Annotated in this window: 17 protein-coding genes; 16 read left to right on the forward strand and 1 reads right to left on the reverse strand. The window is 57.1% G+C overall.

The window, feature by feature from the left end; translation table 11 throughout:
• The 13 genes from MKI88_RS19960 to MKI88_RS20020 form a co-directional block, all read left to right on the forward strand.
• On the forward strand, positions 1-244 hold a 244-nt coding region (locus MKI88_RS19960; RefSeq protein ID WP_241633309.1), incomplete at its 5' end, for a hypothetical protein.
• A 198-nt stretch (positions 245-442) separates the two neighbouring features.
• Positions 443-1,240, forward strand: a complete 798-nt coding sequence (locus MKI88_RS19965; RefSeq protein ID WP_241633310.1) for a 2OG-Fe(II) oxygenase — start codon at positions 443-445, stop codon at positions 1,238-1,240.
• Between the two features lie 191 nt (positions 1,241-1,431).
• Entirely contained in the window at positions 1,432-2,727 is a 1,296-nt protein-coding gene (locus MKI88_RS19970; RefSeq protein WP_241633311.1) for a sugar transferase, read from the forward strand.
• A 90-nt stretch (positions 2,728-2,817) separates the two neighbouring features.
• Complete coding sequence (locus MKI88_RS19975; RefSeq protein WP_241633312.1) at positions 2,818-3,957, forward strand: hypothetical protein; 1,140 nt, start codon at positions 2,818-2,820, stop codon at positions 3,955-3,957.
• Between the two features lie 225 nt (positions 3,958-4,182).
• Positions 4,183-5,259, forward strand: a complete 1,077-nt coding sequence (gmd, locus tag MKI88_RS19980; RefSeq protein ID WP_241633313.1) for a GDP-mannose 4,6-dehydratase — start codon at positions 4,183-4,185, stop codon at positions 5,257-5,259.
• 17 nt (positions 5,260-5,276) lie between these two features.
• Entirely contained in the window at positions 5,277-6,773 is a 1,497-nt protein-coding gene (locus MKI88_RS19985) for a lipopolysaccharide biosynthesis protein (RefSeq protein ID WP_241633314.1), read from the forward strand.
• An 8-nt stretch (positions 6,774-6,781) separates the two neighbouring features.
• Positions 6,782-7,570, forward strand: a complete 789-nt coding sequence (locus MKI88_RS19990; RefSeq protein WP_241633324.1) for an FkbM family methyltransferase — start codon at positions 6,782-6,784, stop codon at positions 7,568-7,570.
• Entirely contained in the window at positions 7,560-8,606 is a 1,047-nt protein-coding gene (locus MKI88_RS19995; protein WP_241633315.1) for a glycosyltransferase family 2 protein, read from the forward strand. Before MKI88_RS19990 ends, MKI88_RS19995 begins: the two co-directional genes overlap by 11 nt.
• Complete coding sequence (locus tag MKI88_RS20000) at positions 8,603-9,595, forward strand: GDP-mannose 4,6-dehydratase (RefSeq protein ID WP_281063769.1); 993 nt, start codon at positions 8,603-8,605, stop codon at positions 9,593-9,595. The genes MKI88_RS19995 and MKI88_RS20000 overlap by 4 nt, the downstream gene beginning before the upstream one ends.
• On the forward strand, positions 9,592-10,830 hold the full coding sequence (locus MKI88_RS20005; RefSeq protein ID WP_241633317.1) for a class I SAM-dependent methyltransferase: 1,239 nt from the start codon (positions 9,592-9,594) through the stop codon (positions 10,828-10,830). Before MKI88_RS20000 ends, MKI88_RS20005 begins: the two co-directional genes overlap by 4 nt.
• A gap of 57 nt (positions 10,831-10,887) precedes the next feature.
• Positions 10,888-11,862 carry a glycosyltransferase gene (locus tag MKI88_RS20010; RefSeq protein ID WP_241633318.1) on the forward strand — a complete coding sequence of 325 codons (975 nt, stop codon included), beginning with the start codon at positions 10,888-10,890 and terminating at the stop codon, positions 11,860-11,862.
• Positions 11,862-13,010, forward strand: coding sequence for a DUF1972 domain-containing protein (locus tag MKI88_RS20015; RefSeq protein WP_241633319.1), 1,149 nt, complete (start codon positions 11,862-11,864; stop codon positions 13,008-13,010). The genes MKI88_RS20010 and MKI88_RS20015 overlap by 1 nt, the downstream gene beginning before the upstream one ends.
• A 102-nt stretch (positions 13,011-13,112) precedes the next feature.
• Entirely contained in the window at positions 13,113-14,456 is a 1,344-nt protein-coding gene (locus MKI88_RS20020; RefSeq protein WP_241633320.1) for a hypothetical protein, read from the forward strand.
• Positions 14,457-14,550: 94 nt separating this feature from the next.
• On the opposite strand, the gene MKI88_RS20025 is transcribed toward MKI88_RS20020, so the two are convergent.
• Positions 14,551-15,006, reverse strand: coding sequence for a MarR family winged helix-turn-helix transcriptional regulator (locus MKI88_RS20025; RefSeq protein WP_241633321.1), 456 nt, complete (start codon positions 15,004-15,006; stop codon positions 14,551-14,553).
• Positions 15,007-15,096: 90 nt separating this feature from the next.
• Here MKI88_RS20025 and hppD point away from each other — a divergent pair, with 90 nt between their 5' ends.
• The 3 genes from hppD to cysD all read left to right on the forward strand — a co-directional run bounded on the left by hppD (position 15,097) and on the right by cysD (position 18,618).
• The gene (hppD, locus tag MKI88_RS20030; protein WP_241633322.1) at positions 15,097-16,194 is read left to right on the forward strand and encodes a 4-hydroxyphenylpyruvate dioxygenase; all 1,098 of its coding nucleotides are present in this window, start codon (positions 15,097-15,099) and stop codon (positions 16,192-16,194) included.
• A 27-nt stretch (positions 16,195-16,221) separates the two neighbouring features.
• Positions 16,222-17,535 (forward strand): homogentisate 1,2-dioxygenase, encoded by a 1,314-nt coding sequence (gene hmgA / locus MKI88_RS20035; RefSeq protein ID WP_241633323.1) that lies wholly within the window; start codon positions 16,222-16,224, stop codon positions 17,533-17,535.
• 159 nt (positions 17,536-17,694) lie between these two features.
• Positions 17,695-18,618, forward strand: coding sequence for a sulfate adenylyltransferase subunit CysD (gene cysD / locus MKI88_RS20040; protein ID WP_241633325.1), 924 nt, complete (start codon positions 17,695-17,697; stop codon positions 18,616-18,618).
• Positions 18,619-18,783: the final 165 nt, after the last annotated feature.

Genomic DNA, 18,783 nt, shown 5'->3' on the forward strand with positions numbered 1-18,783 from the left:
CGGGGCGAGGTTGCATAGCCATATCCGCTCCGCGTTTAACGCCTTTCCTTCAAAAGGAAACCATCACTGCCACCCCACCCCGTTTTTTATCGCCTGCCTCGAAACGGCCGTGTTCGCGCGTGGCGCCACAACCACAGCGCCAGCCTTGAACTCGCCGCAACCAACAAAGCGCTACTGTATTGGATTAAGCAGCGATCGCGTTGCCGATGACGGCGCCACAAGCAGCACTGGAGCGCAGAGATGAGACGGAGAGAGCGCGCTCCAACTCAAATCTGCAATCCAGCGGCGCAGCCGTTCCGATCGGGGCAATATGGTTGCGTAGCCATGCCGCCTTGCTTACTGGCAAGCTAGACGGCCGGTCACTCCACCTTGCCGCCAAGTGAAATCCTGATAATGTCGAGCCTTCGCGAAGGTGCGCACCAGTGCAAAATGGATGTAATGCATGACCACTCTCATAGACTTCGAAAGGCTGGAAGATAATCTGCCGGACTTGCGCAATACATACCGCACGGCAAGCCCATTCGATCACCTCGTGATCGACAACTTCCTGACCGATGATGGGATCAGATTACTACGCGATCAGGGTTTCGAGCGAAACGCATCCACGCAGTCTCGATCTGCTGACTTCATCTTTGCAAAAAATAAAGTGGAAAATCCAAGAATAGAAGAAATCAGCACGATAACGCGACAGCTTCGCGAGGAGCTTTTGTCAGAGCGCTTTCAGAAAATACTGTCTTATATCGCCGACTTGAAACTCTTCGTCGATCCTAGCTTTACTGGTGGAGGCCTTCACCAGGGTGGCAAGGGTTCGTTCTTAGAAATGCATGCAGATTTCACAAGGCACCCTTCCAACAATGACTGGATTCGAGAGCTCAATATCTTGCTCTACCTGAATCCAGATTACGAACCCACCTGGGGCGGCTGCCTTGACCTGCAACACTTGGAAACCAATGAAAAGGCGACAATCGCCCCACTTGAAAACCGAGCCGTCATCATGTTGACCAAGCCGCATACACTGCATGGCTACAAGCCGATCCGTTTTCCCGATGGCCGTTTCAGGACATCGATCGCAGCATATGCCTATACGATCGACGATGGCACGCGCGATGTGCAATATGCCACCACCACATGGATGCCGCAGAACCGGCTGAAACGTATGCTTGCAACTTTTCTCGGCCCACTGGTCGCTTCGAAGCAGAAGCTGCTGGGCAGCCGCACGGCGCGGCGGGCACAACGCTAGCGAGGCGACTGCGAACGAAAGATCGCCGCAACGGCAGATCGGGTTGTTCCGTCGACAATCAGCCTGCTTTACGGTAGGCGGCTGCCCGCGTGCGTGTCAGTATTGGGTCATCTTGAGGTTGGTGTACCGCGTATGAATGCATATGACTCAGAAGCAATGGGCGCCTTGGCCGCTCCCCACGAGGCTTGACCATGCTCTTGACAAAGCAAATTGTCGCGAGACCCGCCTACAATTTCGCGATCCTCAGCCGCTTTCGCTTCCAGCTAATAGTGATGTGGGCTGTCGCGGTCGCCATGCCCGCCCTCTATGTCTATTTTGGCTTCATCACGGTCGAATCGAATCGCGCCATTCTCAATAGCGCCACCGCGGCAGCGTTTGCGTCGATGGCGGGGCTGATATCGCTGCGACGCGTCAAAGATTTCCCGGGAACGCGTTCCTACGCGTTTATCCTTCCTTCCATGGCCGCGACCTACGGCTTGGCGCTCGTTCTCATTTTCGGGATGCGACTTGCCTATAGCCGTATCGTACTGTCGACCAGCTTCGCGCTGGCGGTATTGTCGGCATTTGCATTGGTTTATCTGACCGAACGGCTGGTTAAGTTACTTTTTCACGTCGTGCCGGGCGGGGACGTTAGGTCGCTTAGTGACATTAAAGCCGCCGAATGGGTGATGATGGTAAGGCCCATCGTTCCAGCCGACCCGCGGGCCATACTCGTCGCCGATTTTCGGCACAATCATGACGGCGATTGGGAACGAATGCTTGCTGACGCTGCGGTCAGCGGCCGCACTGTCTATCATTCCAAGCTGTTGAGCGAATCGCTGACTGGTCAGGTGCGGATCGAGCACCTCTCCGAAAATAGCTTCGGATCGTTGCTACCCAATCTTGCCTATCGCAAGATCAAACGCTTGGCAGACCTAGCCGCATGCCTTGCTTTGTCACCGCTATTGCTGCTTCCGATGGCGCTGATCTCTATTCTCATTAAACTGGACTCCGCAGGCTCCGTAATCTTTCGCCAGCAGCGTATCGGCTACCGCGGCCAAGTGTTCGAGATGTACAAGTTTCGAACGATGCGTTCGCGCGAAACTGCGCTCGACGAAAACTCGGCGCGCGAGGACGCCATGACCCGTCACGACGATGATCGCGTCACTCGGATTGGCCGCTTCCTCAGGCGCACCCGGCTCGACGAGTTACCGCAAATCTTGAATATTGTACGTGGCGAGATGAGCTGGATCGGCCCACGTCCCGAAGCTGTTCCGCTGTCAAAATGGTACCAGAATGAGATTTCGTTCTATAGCTACCGACATATCGTCCGCCCTGGTATCAGCGGATGGGCGCAAGTCCATCAGGGGCATGTGACTGACATTGATGCAATCACAACTAAGCTTGCCTATGACTTTTATTATGTCAAATACTTTTCGGCCTGGCTCGACATAGTGATTGCCTTGCGCACCATTCCGACGATGCTCGGCGGCTTTGGCGCCCGATAGCTGGCGCGATATTTATGAGAGACGACTGCAATACCGCACGGATTTCTACAATCGACAGTGCGATGCGCGTCTAACGATTGGATCACAGGAATGAATGCCCCCGCCCCCCTAGCGACCTACGCGTCGCCGCAAAAGACCCCGGCCTCGATGTGGAGCTCCATTCGCATCTTGGCGTTTCCGGTACTGACAAACGTTTGGCTTCTGCTTCTCTACGTTTCACAAAAAGCCTTCGTACTGCCCGGCCTAGTCCTTGTGGGAGCTGGCGACGCCGCATATCGGCGCGACTTAATGACAGCGCTCTTTGTCTCAGTTGTCAGCCTGCTGGTTTATGTGACCCAGTACGCAAACTCTTATGATCAGGTCCATCTATTAGGATTTCTCTTTTTCGCCTGGTCGATGCCACTGATCAATCATGCTATTCGATACGATCCAATACTATTGCGCCGCGTACTGACCTACTTTACGGTGTTCAACGCGGCAATGGGATTTTACCTGCTATATACAAATATTGACCTCTATGGGCTGCGCGGCCTAAATAAGATTGAAGATTCTGTTGGCACTACCCAGCGAGTGTACTTTGAATCCGCGAGCATGGCGGCGGTAATTCTTCTATCATCTTTTCGAAATCGCGCCGTTAAGATTGCAGCGCTTACCTTGGTAATCGCGTTTGTTCTTTTCGTTGCCAAGAGCGTGGTAGTTATAGCGTTGCTTGGACTCAACCTCGCCTGGCCGTATTTTTTGAGAAGCAGCCCCCACGTTAAAGTAGGCGCTGCAATCTTTGCAGTATTTGCGGCAGTTCTGCTTTACAAATATCTCTTTGTTATTCGTCCAGATATAGAACTGAGCTTGCTCGTCAAACAATGGCAGCTTGATGTCATTATTGGCCTATTAGGGGGCAGTTGGTCAGGTTTCGGATGGGGTTTCTTTATCCCTCAACTCGCTTCAGACCGTGCACAACCTTATCAGATCGAGATGCAATTGCCGCTCCTGGTGCTGCAAGTGGGCCCGATCGCTTTGATCGCCATACTGGTGTCCACTCTGGCGCTGTTCTTGTCGGCGGCAGAACAGCGTTTGATGGGATTTGTTCGTTTTGCAGCCTATGCGTTGATTGGATTCAACAATCCGTGGCTGTTCCTCCCCTCCTGGTATCTGACCTGCCAACTATTGTTCAGGGATGACAATGATCCTGACCAAGTCCGCAATGGAGAGGCACAACAGCAGATACGCTAACGAATGCGAGCGGATAAGGTCAAGCTGATCGCCGCAGGCTCGTAAGGTGATACCTGGTCATGCAGATGAGCTTGCACCCGGGCATTCGCGCCTGTAAAATGCGAGGTTTATTCAAATATATAATCAAATACTGCCGAAATTCGATGAACTTAATTTTCGTCATGACCAAACGAAATGATGAGCTTCTCCTTAATTCGCCCCAAATGAGAATAAGGCTAAGAGATTATGCAAAATAAAAAGACTGCTCTAATTACCGGCATAACTGGACAAGATGGATCCTATCTCGCAGAGCTTCTAATCTCGAAGGGCTACACGGTTCATGGCATCAAGCGGCGCTCATCGAGCTTTAACACCAGCCGGATTGACCATTTGTACCGCGATCCGCATGAGCAGGACGTTCGGCTCTTTCTGCACCATGGCGATCTCACAGATGGTGGCAACCTAATTCGCTTGCTGCAGGAGATCGAGCCCGACGAGATCTACAATCTAGCAGCTCAAAGTCATGTCGCCGTTTCTTTCGAGCAGCCGGAATACACGGCCGATGTGAATGCGCTGGGAACGCTGCGCCTGCTGGAAGCAATCCGGGCGCTTGGCTTGACGCGCCGTACCCGTTTTTATCAGGCCTCGACGTCCGAACTTTACGGACTTGTCCAGGAAGTGCCGCAACGCGAAACGACGCCGTTTTATCCTCGCTCGCCTTATGCTGTAGCGAAGCTCTTCGCCTACTGGACAGTCGTCAACTATCGCGAAGCCTATGACATGTTTGCGTGCAACGGGATTCTGTTCAACCACGAGTCACCCGTGCGTGGCGAAAATTTCGTAACACGAAAGATCACGCGCGCCGCAGCGCGTATTAAGCTCGGACTCCAAGACTGTCTGTATCTTGGAAACTTGGACGCCAAGCGCGACTGGGGACATGCACGCGATTACGTAGAAATGCAGTGGCTGATGCTGCAACAGACAGAGCCCCGCGACTTTGTGATCGCGAGCGGCGTACAATACACCGTCCGACAGTTCGTCAACGCCACGTTCCGCGAACTCGACATCGAGCTGACCTGGCAAGGCAGCGGCCTGGATGAGGTCGCACTTGGGCCCGATGGGCGGCAGGTGGTCGCGGTAGATCCGCGCTATTTCCGTCCGACAGAAGTCGAAACATTGCTGGGAGATTCCTCGCTCGCGCATCAAAAGCTTGGATGGGAAGCCAAAACGAGCTTCGACGATCTGGTGCGCGAGATGGTCGCCGCCGATCTCAAGGCTGCTGAACGGGAAAATTTGCTTCGACAACATGGCCTGCACGATTGATCGCTCGGGGGGACCCAGTGACCAACCGACGCAACTTCCTCGCCGGCGTCGCGAGTTCCGGTTGGACGGCCCTCATTGGGCTGCTCGCGGTGCCGTGGTATATCCATTACCTCGGGATCGAGGCCTATGGGATGATCGGCGTGTACCTCACGCTGCAAGGCATATTCCTATTGCTGGACCTGGGCCTCTCTCCAACCGTCAGCCGCGAGGTGGCGCGCTCCATGGTCAGCGGCACAATGCCGCACGCGCGCGCGCTGATAAATTCGATGTCGCTTCTATTCCTCTTGTCCGGCGGCGTTATGGCGGCTGGTTTGGCCGGCCTTGCTCCCTGGCTCGCGAGCAAGTGGCTCAATGCCGGGAGTCTTCCCCTTGATCAGGTGGTGATATCGCTTGCATTGAGCGCCATGACGATCGGCGCAAGGTGGCCGGCGACACTTTATGTTGGCGTGCTGAACGGCGCCCGGCGGGTAGATCTCGTGAGCGGCGTGACGATTGCCAGCACAACGCTCGCGAACGTCGGCGCCGTCGCAGTTCTGGCATTCGTCGAACCCTCACTGCGGGCATTCTTCCTTTGGCATGCGCTTATCGGCGCGTTCCATTCAATTGCAATGCGTGTGGCGGCTCGCCACGTCGTTGGAGGATGGTCTGGCACTGGATTCGACTGGGTGGTCGTCAAGTCAATCTGGCGCTTCTCAGCCGGAATGGCCGCGGTCGCCGCGACAGGCATCCTGTTTTCGCAAATCGACAAGGTCGTTCTAATGCGCACCACGACCCTTGATCAGATCGGACATTATACGATTGCGACTGCGCTCGCCAGCATTCTTTACCGCCTGGTGACGCCAGCATTCAACGTTGTGTATCCGCAACTTTCTGGAATCTTTGAAACCGGATCAACCGCAGATCTGTCTCGACAATACCACGATTCTACTCGTCGATTCTTGACCATTATCTTTCCAGCAGCGATGATTCTTATCGTATGCGCGAGACCCATACTGTCCATTTGGATAAGTGATGAAAATATAGTCGACCAAACATCAACTATTGTAATATTTCTTTCGCTAGGCACTGCAGTCCATTGCGCCATGTATTTTCCCTACGCCTTGCAAATTGCATGCGGCATGACATTTGTCCCACTTTTGACTAATATTATACTGTCAGTTATATTTATACCGGCAGTATTCGTGCTGTCGTCCTGGATGGGGGCAATCGGGGCGTCGATCGCCTGGGTAATACTGCACTTTTTCTATTTTATATTGGGAACTTATTTGACCGACAGATATGTTTTGCCCGGCCAAGGGTGGCCTTGGGTTTTGCACGGCGTTGCCCCCCCTCTTGTAATTTCTACGGGTTTCGGGTTTGCAGCGGCCTTCGTCATGCCGGTGATCGGCTCCGACGTGTCTCGACTATTTTTCGGGAGCATATGCGCGATGGGAGCGCTGGTAATTGGCGGGCTAATGCTGCCTGAAGGGCATGCGGTGTTGAAGCGGGTGACGAGCGGGATGACGCGGAGGTGACAGCGTTCGTGACAGAGAGATTTTACGGCCAGTTCGGCGAAGATCGGATTTTGGCAGATATATTCCAGGGAACTGGGCCTCACACGTGTGTCGATGTTGGGGCAAACGACGGAGTTACGGGAAGCGTAAGTCTGCATTTCGAGAACGCGGGTTGGTCATGCGTGTTGATCGAACCCAATCCCGATCTTTGCGCGCGTTTACGTCGCGAACGGACTGCCTTCCTGTTCGAGGGTGCTGCTTCGAGTACCAAAGGCACGACGACGCTTATGTTGGCAGAGGGCGACGAGTTGGCCCATGCGGTTTCCAGTATCGAGCCGGGCGCCGAAACCAGCATCGAGCGCCTCGGCCTGTCTGCGCGCGCAGTCGATGTCAGAACGGCGCCTTTGGATGATATTCTCGAGGAAGCTGGCGTCTCGGCCGGCGAGATCGCGTTCGTCTCAATCGACGTCGAAGGCCACGAGCTCGCGGTTCTGGAAGGGTTCACACTTTCGCGCTGGCGACCCAGAATTGTAATCGTCGAGGACAACTCAATCCTGTTCGGGAACGGCGTTCGACGCGTTCTTGCTCAAAACGGGTATGTCAGGTTCAGGAGGACAGGCGTGAACGACTGGTACGCCGGTCAGAACGATATCGATATTTCCGGACCGAGACCCGAACATGATTATTTGTCATCGATGGTCCGCGCGCGTGGTCTGATGCTACGCCGACGGTTGTCAGGGGTGCTCGTTTCTGTTCCAGTCCTGGGGCCCGCTTTTGCAAGAGTAATCCGCGCCGCTCGGGGGCGGAATGATGACTGAGACCCATCTTTCCATCTGCATGGCAACATTCAGGCGTGGCGCATTTATCGCTGAAACGCTCGACTCCATCTTGCCGCAGCTCCGCCCTGGCATCGAGCTTGTCATCGTCGACGGCGCGTCGCCCGACAACACCGCTGAGGTTGTCCAGCCTTATCTAAGGGACTGGCCACAACTCCGTTATTATCGGGAAGCTGAAAACTCCGGTGTTGACGCCGATTATGACAAGGCGGTCGGCTACGCACAGGGGCGCTATGTGTGGTTGATGACGGATGACGATCTGCTCAAACCCAACGCAGTCGATCGTGTGCTCGAGCTACTGCTGGCCGAAGATCCAGACTTGCTGGTGATCGATGCGGAGGTGCTCGATGTCCATTGCGCGCAACCGTTGCAGGCACGACGGTTCGGTTTCGCCGGCCTGCGGCGCTATGGGGCAGCGGACAGGGACCAATTGATTGCCGATAGCGGGGATCCCCTCTCGTTCATCGGCGGAACAATCATTCGCCGGCAGCTTTGGATGGAGCGCGATCGCCACAGTTATTACGGATCGCTCTTTATTCACGTCGGAGTCATCTTTCAAAGTCCGATTTCCAACGTCTTGCTATTGGGCGAACCGCTGATCCAGATCCGCTTTGGCAACGCGATGTGGACCGCGAGGAACTTTGAAATTTGGATGTTTATGTGGCCTGAGCTCATCTGGTCTTTTCCGGGCTTTTCGGAGGAGGCCAAGGCGCGAGTGACCGCAGCCGAGCCTTGGCGGATCCCTCGAAAGATGCTGGGGTTCCGCGCCAACGGTTCCTATGGCTTGGCTGAATATCGCAGGTTCTTCGCCCGGCGGCCGGTCGGTATCTGGCGCCTCGCCTTGCTGGCATTCGCCCTGACGCCCGGGCGCGTTGCCAATCTGATTGCCATGCTGCTGCTCCTCATGATGCGTGGGCGCTATCGGCCTGCTTGCTATGCGCTTGCCTGGAACAGCAAATTTTCGATATCGCTCAGCCGCCGGCTGGCTGCGGTGTCGCTCAGGCGACATCCCTCATGAACGGCCGAACAGCGCTCATCTTCGGTGTTTCTGGCCAGGATGGTTCCTATATGGCGGAACTGCTCCGGAGCAAGGGCTATCGCGTCATCGGCACTTCGCGTAACCCACAGATCCTGCGACAGCGCCTCATGGGACAGTGCTGGGACGCCGTTGAGCTGGTCGAAGTCGACCTGCGCAGCACCGAAGCGATCGCGGAGCTGATCAGTCGGGTCGAACCCGACGAAATTTACAATTTCGCGGCCTTCTCGACGGGGTCTGGCATGTACGATCAGCCGGTCGCGATAGGAGATGTCAACGGACTCGCCGTCGCCAGGATACTGGATGCCGTCCAGGACAGCCCCAAGGCCATTCGCTTTTGTCAGGCGTCAAGCAGCGAGATGTTCGGCGCTGCAGGCGTCAGCCCTCAGAATGAGGCGACCGCGTTCGCGCCGCGAAGTCCTTACGGTGCAGCAAAGCTATTTGCGCACAATCTGATCGGAATATCACGCCAGCGACATGGCACCTTCGCCTGCTCAGCCATTCTGTTCAACCATGAAAGTCCACGCCGGGCGACTGATTTTGTTACCCGAAAGATCACCCACGCAGCCGCCGCCATCCACATGGGGACTGCGGTTGACCTCGTACTTGGCGATCTCGAGGCGCGGCGTGACTGGGGTCATGCCCAGGACGTTGTTGATGCCATGTGGCGAATGCTGCAGGCTGCCCATGCCGACGATTACGTTGTGGCGACGGGTCAGACGCATTCCGTCGCCGAGCTGTGCAAAATCGCGTTCGATCATGTCGGTCTGGACTGGACCCGACATGTGCGCACTGATGCCACACTGAAACGCGTTCCGGACAGTATTCAGCTCGTTGGAGACGCTACGCGCGCCAAAGAAAAGCTTGGCTGGGCGCCAAGCATTACCTTCGAAGTAATGATCAAGGAAATGGTGGACGCAGATCTATTTGATATGCAGTCCATATCTGCAAGCAAAGGATTTATTAAGTGACTGATCCGATTAAGGCCTGCCGGATTTGCGGAAACGATAACCTAGTGAAAATACTAGACCTCGGCGTCCAGAAGCTTACAGGTACTTTCCCGCGCCACCCTGATCCAGTCCTGACGGAAGGACCACTAGTGCTGGTCAAATGCTATGGTGAGGATGTATGCGGCTTGGTCCAGCTCGATCGCAGCTATGATCTGGGCGAGATGTATGGCGAGAACTACGGCTATCGTTCCGGACTCAACCAGAGCATGGTTGAACATCTGCGGGGAAAGGTGACGCGTGTCACCGAACTGAATCTGCTGCAACCCGGCGACCTCGTCATCGACATCGGCAGCAACGATGGCACGACTCTTGGTTTCTATGAACCCGCGGGGCTGACACTTGTCGGTGTCGACCCAACGGCGGAGAAATTCCGTAAATATTACCCGGATCACGTCAGCATCATTCCTGATTTCTTTACAGCCAGCCTGATCAGGAACCGCTTGCCGGGTCGTAAGGCCCGCGTCGTGACGTCTTTTTCAATGTTCTATGATCTGGAAGATCCGCTGGCTTTCATGCGTGAAATCGAAGGCATCTTGGAGGACAACGGGATCTGGGTGTTTGAGCAGAGCTATCTGCCGACCATGCTGGCACGCAATTCGTATGACACGGTGTGCCATGAGCATATTGAATTTTATGCTCTCGAGCAGATCCACTGGATGGCGCAACGCGCAGGCTTGGCGATCCGGGATGTGGAATTCAACGACGTGAATGGAGGAAGTTTTTCGGTCACCGTCGGCAAAGCGACCGGCGCTGCCCTACCCGCCAAGATCGTTGAATTGCTCGAAGATGAGAAGCGTAACGGAATTCCGACGCTGGACGTGTACCGTGAATTTGAACACCGCACGGAACGGCTCCGCGCCGAACTGAGGACCTTTATCGAGACTGCCAAGCGCGACGGCAAGGTTGTGGCCGCCTTGGGCGCTTCGACAAAAGGAAATGTTCTTCTTCAATATTGCAACCTTGGCCCAGACACCATACCGGCAGTTGGTGAGGTCAATCCCGACAAATATGGCTGCCTGACGCCGGGTACCTGGATTCCGATCGTGTCACAGGATGAATTGCTGCAACAAAAGCCTGACTATCTTCTTGTTCTCCCTTGGCATTTCCGGGATTTCTTCGTCCGGTCGCGCCAACTGTCCGAATTCACGCTTCTGTTCCCGCTGCCTGAATTGGAAGTCGTGCCACCAAGGGCGTGATGGATCGCCCTTCTGGGCAATTTGTTCAGTACTACTCTGTTGTTACCGAGTTGATGGATGATGATCCGAGTCGTTGTTTGCACGCATAACGGCGTGCAATTCCTGGAAGCGCAGTTGGCGTCGATCATGGGTCAGAACCGCCCTGTTGACGTCGTGCACGTCTTTGACTTCGCATCGGTGGATGGCACTCGGGACCTGCTGGAATGCCTGGCGCAGCGCTGGCCGACGCTGGACGTGCGGATGGTAGCCCATGCGCCCGGGGTCACCCTGTCGTTTTTCCACGCGTTCGCACAGATCATGCCGGAATGTGGAAGCGATGACGTCATATTTCTGAGTGACCAAGACGACATCTGGCTACCCGACAAGACGAACAGGATGCTCGACTGCATGGCGAACGCACGGGCTCAAAGCGACGATCGTGTGCTGGTCTTTCACGATGTACAGATATGCGACGAAATGCTCAGACCAATCCAGCAGAGCTACTATGAAGGCACGTCCTTTCGTTTACCACGAGACTTAGCACCCGAACGCGTACTGATTGCGAACCCTGTAATCGGCCACACGGTAGCGGTGACAAAACCATTACTCAAATTGGCATTGGTTTGCCTGCGACCAGAATATTACGTGATGCATGACTGGGCTCTCGTTCTGCTAGCCACATATACTGGAAAAATTGTGTATTTGAATGACCGTCTTGGACTCTATCGGCAGCATGAGGCCAATATCCTTGGAGCAGGGCGAAAGCGTTCGCTCGCGTACTACATCAAGCGGGGTGCTCAGCTTTCGCGATCTGTTGGCATCCAGACGTCAGCCTTCATCGAAGATTGTCGTTGCGCCCTTGAGAAGGCGGGGATTGCCGATCCTCCCCTCATTCTTCCGGGGCGAGGACCGCTTGCATTGCGGCTAGGCATGGTTATGGCGAGGCAGGGTCATACTCTTGGGCATCGATTGATGTCGATCGTGCAGATTAAGGGCCTGCTGTGGCCCTTCAAATCGGGGCGGCGCGATGGTGACGACGTGGCGGTGCTATAATGTCGGCCAGCACCCTGGCGCCGTCGACAGCGGAAGCACCCGCCCCTTCCCCGCTCCTTGAAACCCCTTCTGTGCGCGCACATGCGCGCGTGGCTGTCGTGGGCACCTGGGGCATTCCGGCACGATATGGCGGTTTCGAGATGCTGGCCGAACAGCTGGCGCACAATATCGACGCTCGCGAGGTGGAACTGACCTTCTATGGCCAGCGATCGGCCTTTACTCCCGCTGAAAGACATGGGGATTTCAACGGACATCGTCGCATATGGCTGCCGTTCTCGGCCAAGGGTCCACAAAGTTTAGTCCACGACGCGTTGCAGCTTTTCCATGCGGTATTTGTGCAGCGCCATAGCCATGTACTTGTCTTGGGCACGTCGGCAGCATGGCTATTGCCCTTCGTTCGACTATTCCGACGACGCCTAAGGATCGTAACCAACATAGACGGGCTCGAATGGCGCCGAGACAAATTTGGTCGCGTTGCGCGCGCGATGCTGAAGAGCCTCGAATCTCTGGCATGCCGATACTCGGACGCTGTTATCGCCGACAACGACGCTCTAGCGCCAATGGTCAGCGAATTGCACAATATTGCCCCGATCATGATCGCATATGGTGGCGACCAAGGCACTCAGTTCGGAGAGGTGGAACCAGATCCGAATGGTTACTTGTTGGCGATCGGGCGTATAGAGCCTGAGAATAATGCTGCAATGATCCTGGCGGGAGCTCGGCAAGCGGGGGGGCATATCGTATTCATCGGCAATTGGACCGCATCTGAATATGGTCGCTCGCTTCTGAAGGAATATGCTGACACGCCCGCGTGCGAACTGCGCTCCTCTGTGTACGATCAGGCTGTTTTGGCAGGCATCCGCGCAGGATCCTCTGTTTATGTTCATGGACATAGCGTGGGAGGAACGAATCCATCCCTGGTCGAGGCGATCTTTCACTCCGACCGCATCCTTGCGTTTGATTGCGTTTTTAATCGCGCAACGCTCGACAACGAGGGCGATTATTTCAGTTCGCCCGAAGAGTTGGCCGAGCTAATCCGCCGCCCACAATCCGGCATGATCGCCCCCCAAGCGCGCGAGCGCTTGCGACAGCGTTATCGCTGGAGTGAGATCGCGGGACAATATGTTGATGTGCTGATCCCCAATTGAGCGTTACTCAGTCGGGCTGCTAGCGGCATTTACGGATGCGCTGATACGTCCAAAAAAAAACGCACATGGACTTCGCCGGGACAATGTCGCTAAGGAACTCACATGGCCGTTCTTTTCCTAGAGCTTAACGAAATCAATTTCGAACAGGTTCTTGCCTATGCGAAAACGGGCAAGCTGCAGACCTTGGCGAGGCTGGTTGAGGCGCACGGCCTTTCCACCACGACCTCAGAAAATCGCTACGAAGAGCTTGAGCCATGGATTCAATGGGTCACTGCCCATACGGGCAAGTCACTAGCGGACCATGGCATATATCGCTTGGGCGACATCGCAGGACAGCCGTTGCACCAGATTTGGGAGGTGTTGGAGCAGCAAGGCATTAAAGTCGGGGCAATAAGCCCCATGAATGCGAGCAACCGTTGTACGGCCGCTGCGTTTTTCATGCCCGACCCGTGGACCACCAGCCCCATCACCGGAGACAGGCTTGCCAAGTTGTATCCGCCGGTAGCAGCGGCGGTAAATGGCAATGCTGATGGAAAGATGTCTGCAGCAACGTTACTGCAGTTGGCGGTCGGCTTGGCAAGCAATGCGAGACCGGCAAGCTATGGCGGCTATATTGCTGATGCCACTGGCGCGGCCCGGGGGCAACATTGGCGCAAGGCGATGCTACTCGACAGATTACTGGCCGACGTCTTTCACACGGAAGTGGCGTCTGCGCAGCCCGGTTTCGCGTCGCTCTTTCTGAACGCCGGCGCGCATATCCAGCATCACTATCTCTTTAATTCGTCTGTTTATGACGGTGACCAGTCGAACCCCGACTGGTACGTAAACGCCGCTGCGGATCCGGTACTGGACGTATATATGCTATACGACGAGATCGTATCTCGCATTCGCAGAGCCTTTCCAAATTACCGGATCATGATTGCGACGGGACTGCATCAGGATCCGCACGACAAGCTCACTCTGTATTGGCGCCTACGTGATCACGCAAACTTCCTGACAAAGAACAAAATCCCGTTCGCGCGTATTGAGCCGCGCATGTCGCGCGATTTCGCTATATTTTGCAAGGATGCCGAACAAGCTCGAAAGGCACAGCACCAGCTCGAAGCGCTGTGCGCATTGAACGGACTTCCACTTTTCTCAGTCGACAACAGAGGCGACAGCCTTTTTGTCGAACTCATTTGGTCATCGGACATCGATGCCGACTTCGTGTACAGCCGGAATGGCGAACACATCCGTGGCTTGCGTCAGGATGTAGCCTTCGTTGCGATCAAAAATGGTCAGCACAACGGGATAGGTTATTTCGTCGATACTGGCCTGAAACCCGCTGAAGCCGGTCAGTTCCCCTTGACCGAAATGCCCGCCCGCATTGCGAACGCGTGTGGCGCATCTTGGGAGGTGGACGACCCCGGCTGCGACACGGAACGGGAGTCCACTTACCGCATGTAGAGCCGCCTTAAGCTCTGGTCTGGATATTCGCACTCTGCAATGTCGCCGGCGAAGGCCCTCTTTTTGATCCGTCGCCCCAAGACTTCGCCAGTGCCTAGCCTGCAGCGCTCTCGATGCGGCGAAGAAGTGCCTGAAAAAGCGCGCGCTCGTCACTGGAGAAATCGGCGACCAGCCACGCTTCCATCGCCAGCGCCTCCGGAGCGATCTCGGCATAGAGACTGCGTCCTGCTTCGGTCAGCGACAGAAAATGTGACCTACCATCCTCTCCATTGGGCGCCGCGGCCACCAGCCCCCGCGCGATCAACGCCTTGGCGGCCCTGCTCACATTGATCTTGTCCATCCGCGTGGCCTTGGTGAGCGCTTGCGGCGTCATCCGCTCGGTTTCAGCGAGAATCGCGATCAACCGCCATTCGGTGATCTTGAGATTGAAGCGCTTGCGATAGGTCTTCGCGATGCGGCTGCTCACCGCGTTTGATGCGACAGACAGGCGATAGGGGAGGAAATGATCCAGCTTCAGCGTCACGGGCGGTTCTTCTCCATCTTCGCGCATCTGAACGCTTCTAGCCGCCCCGCCGATTGACAGAAGAGGGATTCTCCATATAGTTACAAATGAAACTTTCATGACATCGGAGTCGCCCCCATGACCGCGTCCGCCCCCGCCGCCACGCAAGCCGTCCAAGACAACCCGCTCGGTCTCGACGGCTTCGAGTTCGTCGAGTTCACCGGCCCCGACCCGCAGGCGCTTGCGGGTCTGCTGACCGCGATGGGCTTCACCCATGTCGCGACGCACAGGACCAAGAATGTCCGCCGCTATGCGCAGGGCGACATCAACTTCCTGCTGAACATGGAGCCGACGGGCCAGGTCGCCGAGTTCCGCGAGCAGCACGGTCCCTCGGCCAACGCGATGGCGTTCCGCGTGGCAGACGCCGACAAGGCGCTCAAGCTCGCGGTCGAGCGCGGTGCGGTTGCGGTGACGGGCGAGCGCGGCCCCGGCGAGCTCGACATTCCCGCGATCGAGGGGATCGGCGGCGCCAATCTCTATCTGGTCGACAAATATGGCGACGAGACGATCTACGACACCGATTTCGAGCCCGTCCCCGGCGCCACGCCCAACGACAATTCGGTCGGCCTCCACACGCTCGATCATCTGACGCACAATCTGAAGCGCGGGCGGATGAACTATTGGGCCGATTATTACGAGCGCATCTTCAACTTCCGCGAGATCCGCTATTTCGACATCGAGGGCAAACAGACCGCGCTTGTCTCCAAGGCGATGACCGCCCCCGACGACAAGATCCGCATTCCCCTGAACGAGAGCCAGGACGAGCATTCGCAGATCGAGGAATTCATCAAGGATTACAAGGGCGAGGGCATCCAGCACCTCGCGCTCGCAACCGACAACATCTTCGAGACGGTCGACCGCTTACGCGCCAACGGCATCCGCTTCCAGGACACGATCGACACCTATTTCGACCTGATCGACAAGCGTCTGCCCGGCCACGGACATGACGTTGCCGAGATGCGCAAGCGCAAGATCCTGATCGACGGCTCGCCCGAGACGGGCGAAGGGCTGCTGCTCCAGATCTTCACCGAGAACATGGTCGGCCCGATCTTCTTCGAGATCATCCAGCGCAAGGGCAATCAGGGCTTTGGCGAGGGCAATTTCAAGGCGCTGTTCGAATCGATCGAACTCGACCAGATTCGTCGCGGCGTGCTGCCGGCCAAGGCCGAAGCCTGAAAATCAGATTGGAGAGGGAGCGCTAGAATGCTGCAAAAGGTTCAGCGCAACACAGTTAATGCCGAAGCCGGGTATATGCCCGGCTTCGGCAACCATTTCGCGACCGAGGCTGTCGCGGGCGCGCTTCCGCAAGGCCAGAACTCGCCGCAGAAGACGCCCTTCGGTCTTTATGCCGAGCAGCTTTCGGGCACCGCCTTCACCGCGCCGCGCAGCGAGAACCGGCGGAGCTGGCTCTATCGCCTCCGCCCCTCCGCCAACCACCCGCCCTATACGCCTTATGCCGCGCCGCGCACGGATGAACAGCCCGCACTGCCCGCCAGCCCCAACCGGCTGCGCTGGGATCCGCAGCCCTGGCCAGAGACGGCGGTCGATTTCGTCGACGCCATGATCTGCTGGGCGGGCAACGGCTCGCCACTCGGGCAGACGGGGGTCGGCATCCACCTCTACACCGCGACCGCGTCGATGGAGCGCCGCTGCTTCTACAGCGCCGATGGCGAGATGCTGATCGTTCCGCAGGAAGGCGCGCTCGACCTTATCACGGAGATGGGCGTGATCGAGGCCAGCCCCGGCGAGATCGCGGTGATCCCGCGTGGCGTGCGCTTCCGCGTCGAGCTGCCCGAGGGCAAGGCGCGCGGCTATATCTGCGAGAATTTTGGGAGCCCCTTCCGCCTGCCCGACCTCGGCCCGATCGGCGCCAACGGCCTCGCCAATCCGCGCGATTTCCAGACCCCCGTTGCTGCCTTCGAGGATGTGGACGAGCCCACCGAGGTCATCCAGCGCTATGCCGGCAACCTCTGGACCACGGCCTTCGACCATTCGCCGCTCGACGTCGTGGCGTGGCACGGCAATCTCGCGCCCGTGAAATATGATCTGGCGCGCTTCAACACCATCAACACGGTCAGCTACGATCATCCCGATCCATCGATCTTCACGGTGCTGACCTCGCCCAGCGACACGCCGGGCACCGCCAATTGCGACTTCGTGATCTTCCCGCCGCGCTGGATGGTCGCCGAGCACACATTCCGCCCACCCTGGTTCCACCGCAACGTGATGAGCGAGTTCATGGGGCTGATCCACGGCGCCTATGACGCCAAGGCCGGCGGCTTCGCGCCGGGTGGCGCTTCTTTACACAACTGCATGTCGGGCCACGGCCCCGATCAGCCGAGCTATGAGGGCGCGATCAGGGCGGAACTGAAGCCGCACAAGATCGACAACACCATGGCCTTCATGTTCGAAACGCGGCTACCGATCCTGCCCAGCGTGGCGGCAATGCAGTCGCCCACATGCCAGCTCGACTATGACGATTGCTGGACGGGTTTCGCAAAGGCCAGGCTGCCCTGACGCACGTTCCCGTTACGCCATATCGGCGGACGGGCCCGGCAATCACCACTTTCGCGCTCGCAACTAATCCTCGCTTCGCATTTTGCGCCGCCCCCCTATTTCGGGGTAGCCCAATGCCGCGCTTGTACGCGATGCAAGGGCGTTCAATTCTGGGTGGCGATGACAGGTGAAAGCGTGAGCTCCAAGACACTTACCCATCTCGAGCGTCTCGAGGCGGAGAGCATCCATATCATGCGCGAAGTCGTCGCGGAGTCCGAACGCCCCGTGATGCTCTACAGCGTCGGCAAGGATTCGGCGGTGATGCTGCATCTCGCGCGCAAGGCCTTCTACCCCTCGCCGCCGCCCTTCCCGCTGCTGCACGTCGACACGACCTGGAAGTTCCAGGACATGTACCGGTTGCGCGACCGCATGGCCGCGGAAAGCGGCATGGAGCTGCTGGTCTACCAAAATCCCGAGGCGATCGAGCGTGGGATCAACCCGTTCGACCATGGTCCGCTGCACACCGACATGTGGAAGACCGAGGGGCTGAAGCAGGCGCTCGACCTTCATGGCTTCGACGCGGCCTTTGGCGGCGCACGCCGCGACGAGGAGAAGAGCCGCGCCAAGGAGCGGATCTTTTCCTTCCGCACGGCGTCGCATGGCTGGGATCCCAAGAACCAGCGGCCCGAGCTCTGGAATCTCTACAATGCGCGCAAGGCCAAGGGCGAGAGCATCCGCATCTTCCCGATCTCCAACTGGACCGAGCTCGACATCTGGCAATATATCCATCTGAACGACATTCCGATCGTGCCACTCTATTTCTCGGCACCGCGCCCGACGGTGGAGCGCGACGGGCTGCTGCTGATGGTCGATGACGAGCGCTTTCCGCTGGCGGAGGGCGAGGAGCCCGTGATGCGCTCGATCCGCTTCCGCACGCTGGGCTGCTATCCGCTGACGGGTGCGGTCGAGAGCACTGCTGCGACGCTTCCGCAAGTGATCCAGGAGATGCTGCTAACCACCACCTCGGAACGCCAGGGCCGCGTCATCGACAAGGATGGCGGCGACGCCAGCATGGAGAAGAAGAAGCAGGAGGGATATTTTTGAGACGCGCGGGGCGCGTCTCACAAAATAGCCCTGTATTTCTGATCGTCCGGCATTGACCGGCATGACGAGGTTCCAATGACCGAGCCCATTTACCAGACCGACGCCCTCATTGCCGAGGACATCGACGCCTATCTCGTCCAGCACCAGAACAAGTCGCTGCTGCGC

The sequence above is a fragment of the Sphingomonas sp. LaA6.9 genome (assembly GCF_022601895.1).
In the GTDB taxonomy this organism is placed as follows: Bacteria; Pseudomonadota; Alphaproteobacteria; order Sphingomonadales; family Sphingomonadaceae; genus Sphingobium_A.

Bases quoted from the DNA above. Each gene is read 5' to 3' on its own strand.
- MKI88_RS19965 (WP_241633310.1), top strand. From the start codon at position 443: ATGACCACTCTCATAGACTTCGAAAGGCTGGAAGATAATCTGCCGGAC.
- MKI88_RS19970 (WP_241633311.1), top strand. From the start codon at position 1,432: ATGCTCTTGACAAAGCAAATTGTCGCGAGACCCGCCTACAATTTCGCG.
- MKI88_RS19975 (WP_241633312.1), top strand. From the start codon at position 2,818: ATGAATGCCCCCGCCCCCCTAGCGACCTACGCGTCGCCGCAAAAGACC.
- gmd (WP_241633313.1), top strand. From the start codon at position 4,183: ATGCAAAATAAAAAGACTGCTCTAATTACCGGCATAACTGGACAAGAT.
- MKI88_RS19995 (WP_241633315.1), top strand. From the start codon at position 7,560: ATGATGACTGAGACCCATCTTTCCATCTGCATGGCAACATTCAGGCGT.
- MKI88_RS20000 (WP_281063769.1), top strand. From the start codon at position 8,603: ATGAACGGCCGAACAGCGCTCATCTTCGGTGTTTCTGGCCAGGATGGT.
- MKI88_RS20010 (WP_241633318.1), top strand. From the start codon at position 10,888: ATGATGATCCGAGTCGTTGTTTGCACGCATAACGGCGTGCAATTCCTG.
- MKI88_RS20015 (WP_241633319.1), top strand. From the start codon at position 11,862: ATGTCGGCCAGCACCCTGGCGCCGTCGACAGCGGAAGCACCCGCCCCT.
- MKI88_RS20020 (WP_241633320.1), top strand. From the start codon at position 13,113: ATGGCCGTTCTTTTCCTAGAGCTTAACGAAATCAATTTCGAACAGGTT.
- MKI88_RS20025 (WP_241633321.1), bottom strand. From the start codon at position 15,006: ATGCGCGAAGATGGAGAAGAACCGCCCGTGACGCTGAAGCTGGATCAT.
- hppD (WP_241633322.1), top strand. From the start codon at position 15,097: ATGACCGCGTCCGCCCCCGCCGCCACGCAAGCCGTCCAAGACAACCCG.
- hmgA (WP_241633323.1), top strand. From the start codon at position 16,222: ATGCTGCAAAAGGTTCAGCGCAACACAGTTAATGCCGAAGCCGGGTAT.
- cysD (WP_241633325.1), top strand. From the start codon at position 17,695: ATGACAGGTGAAAGCGTGAGCTCCAAGACACTTACCCATCTCGAGCGT.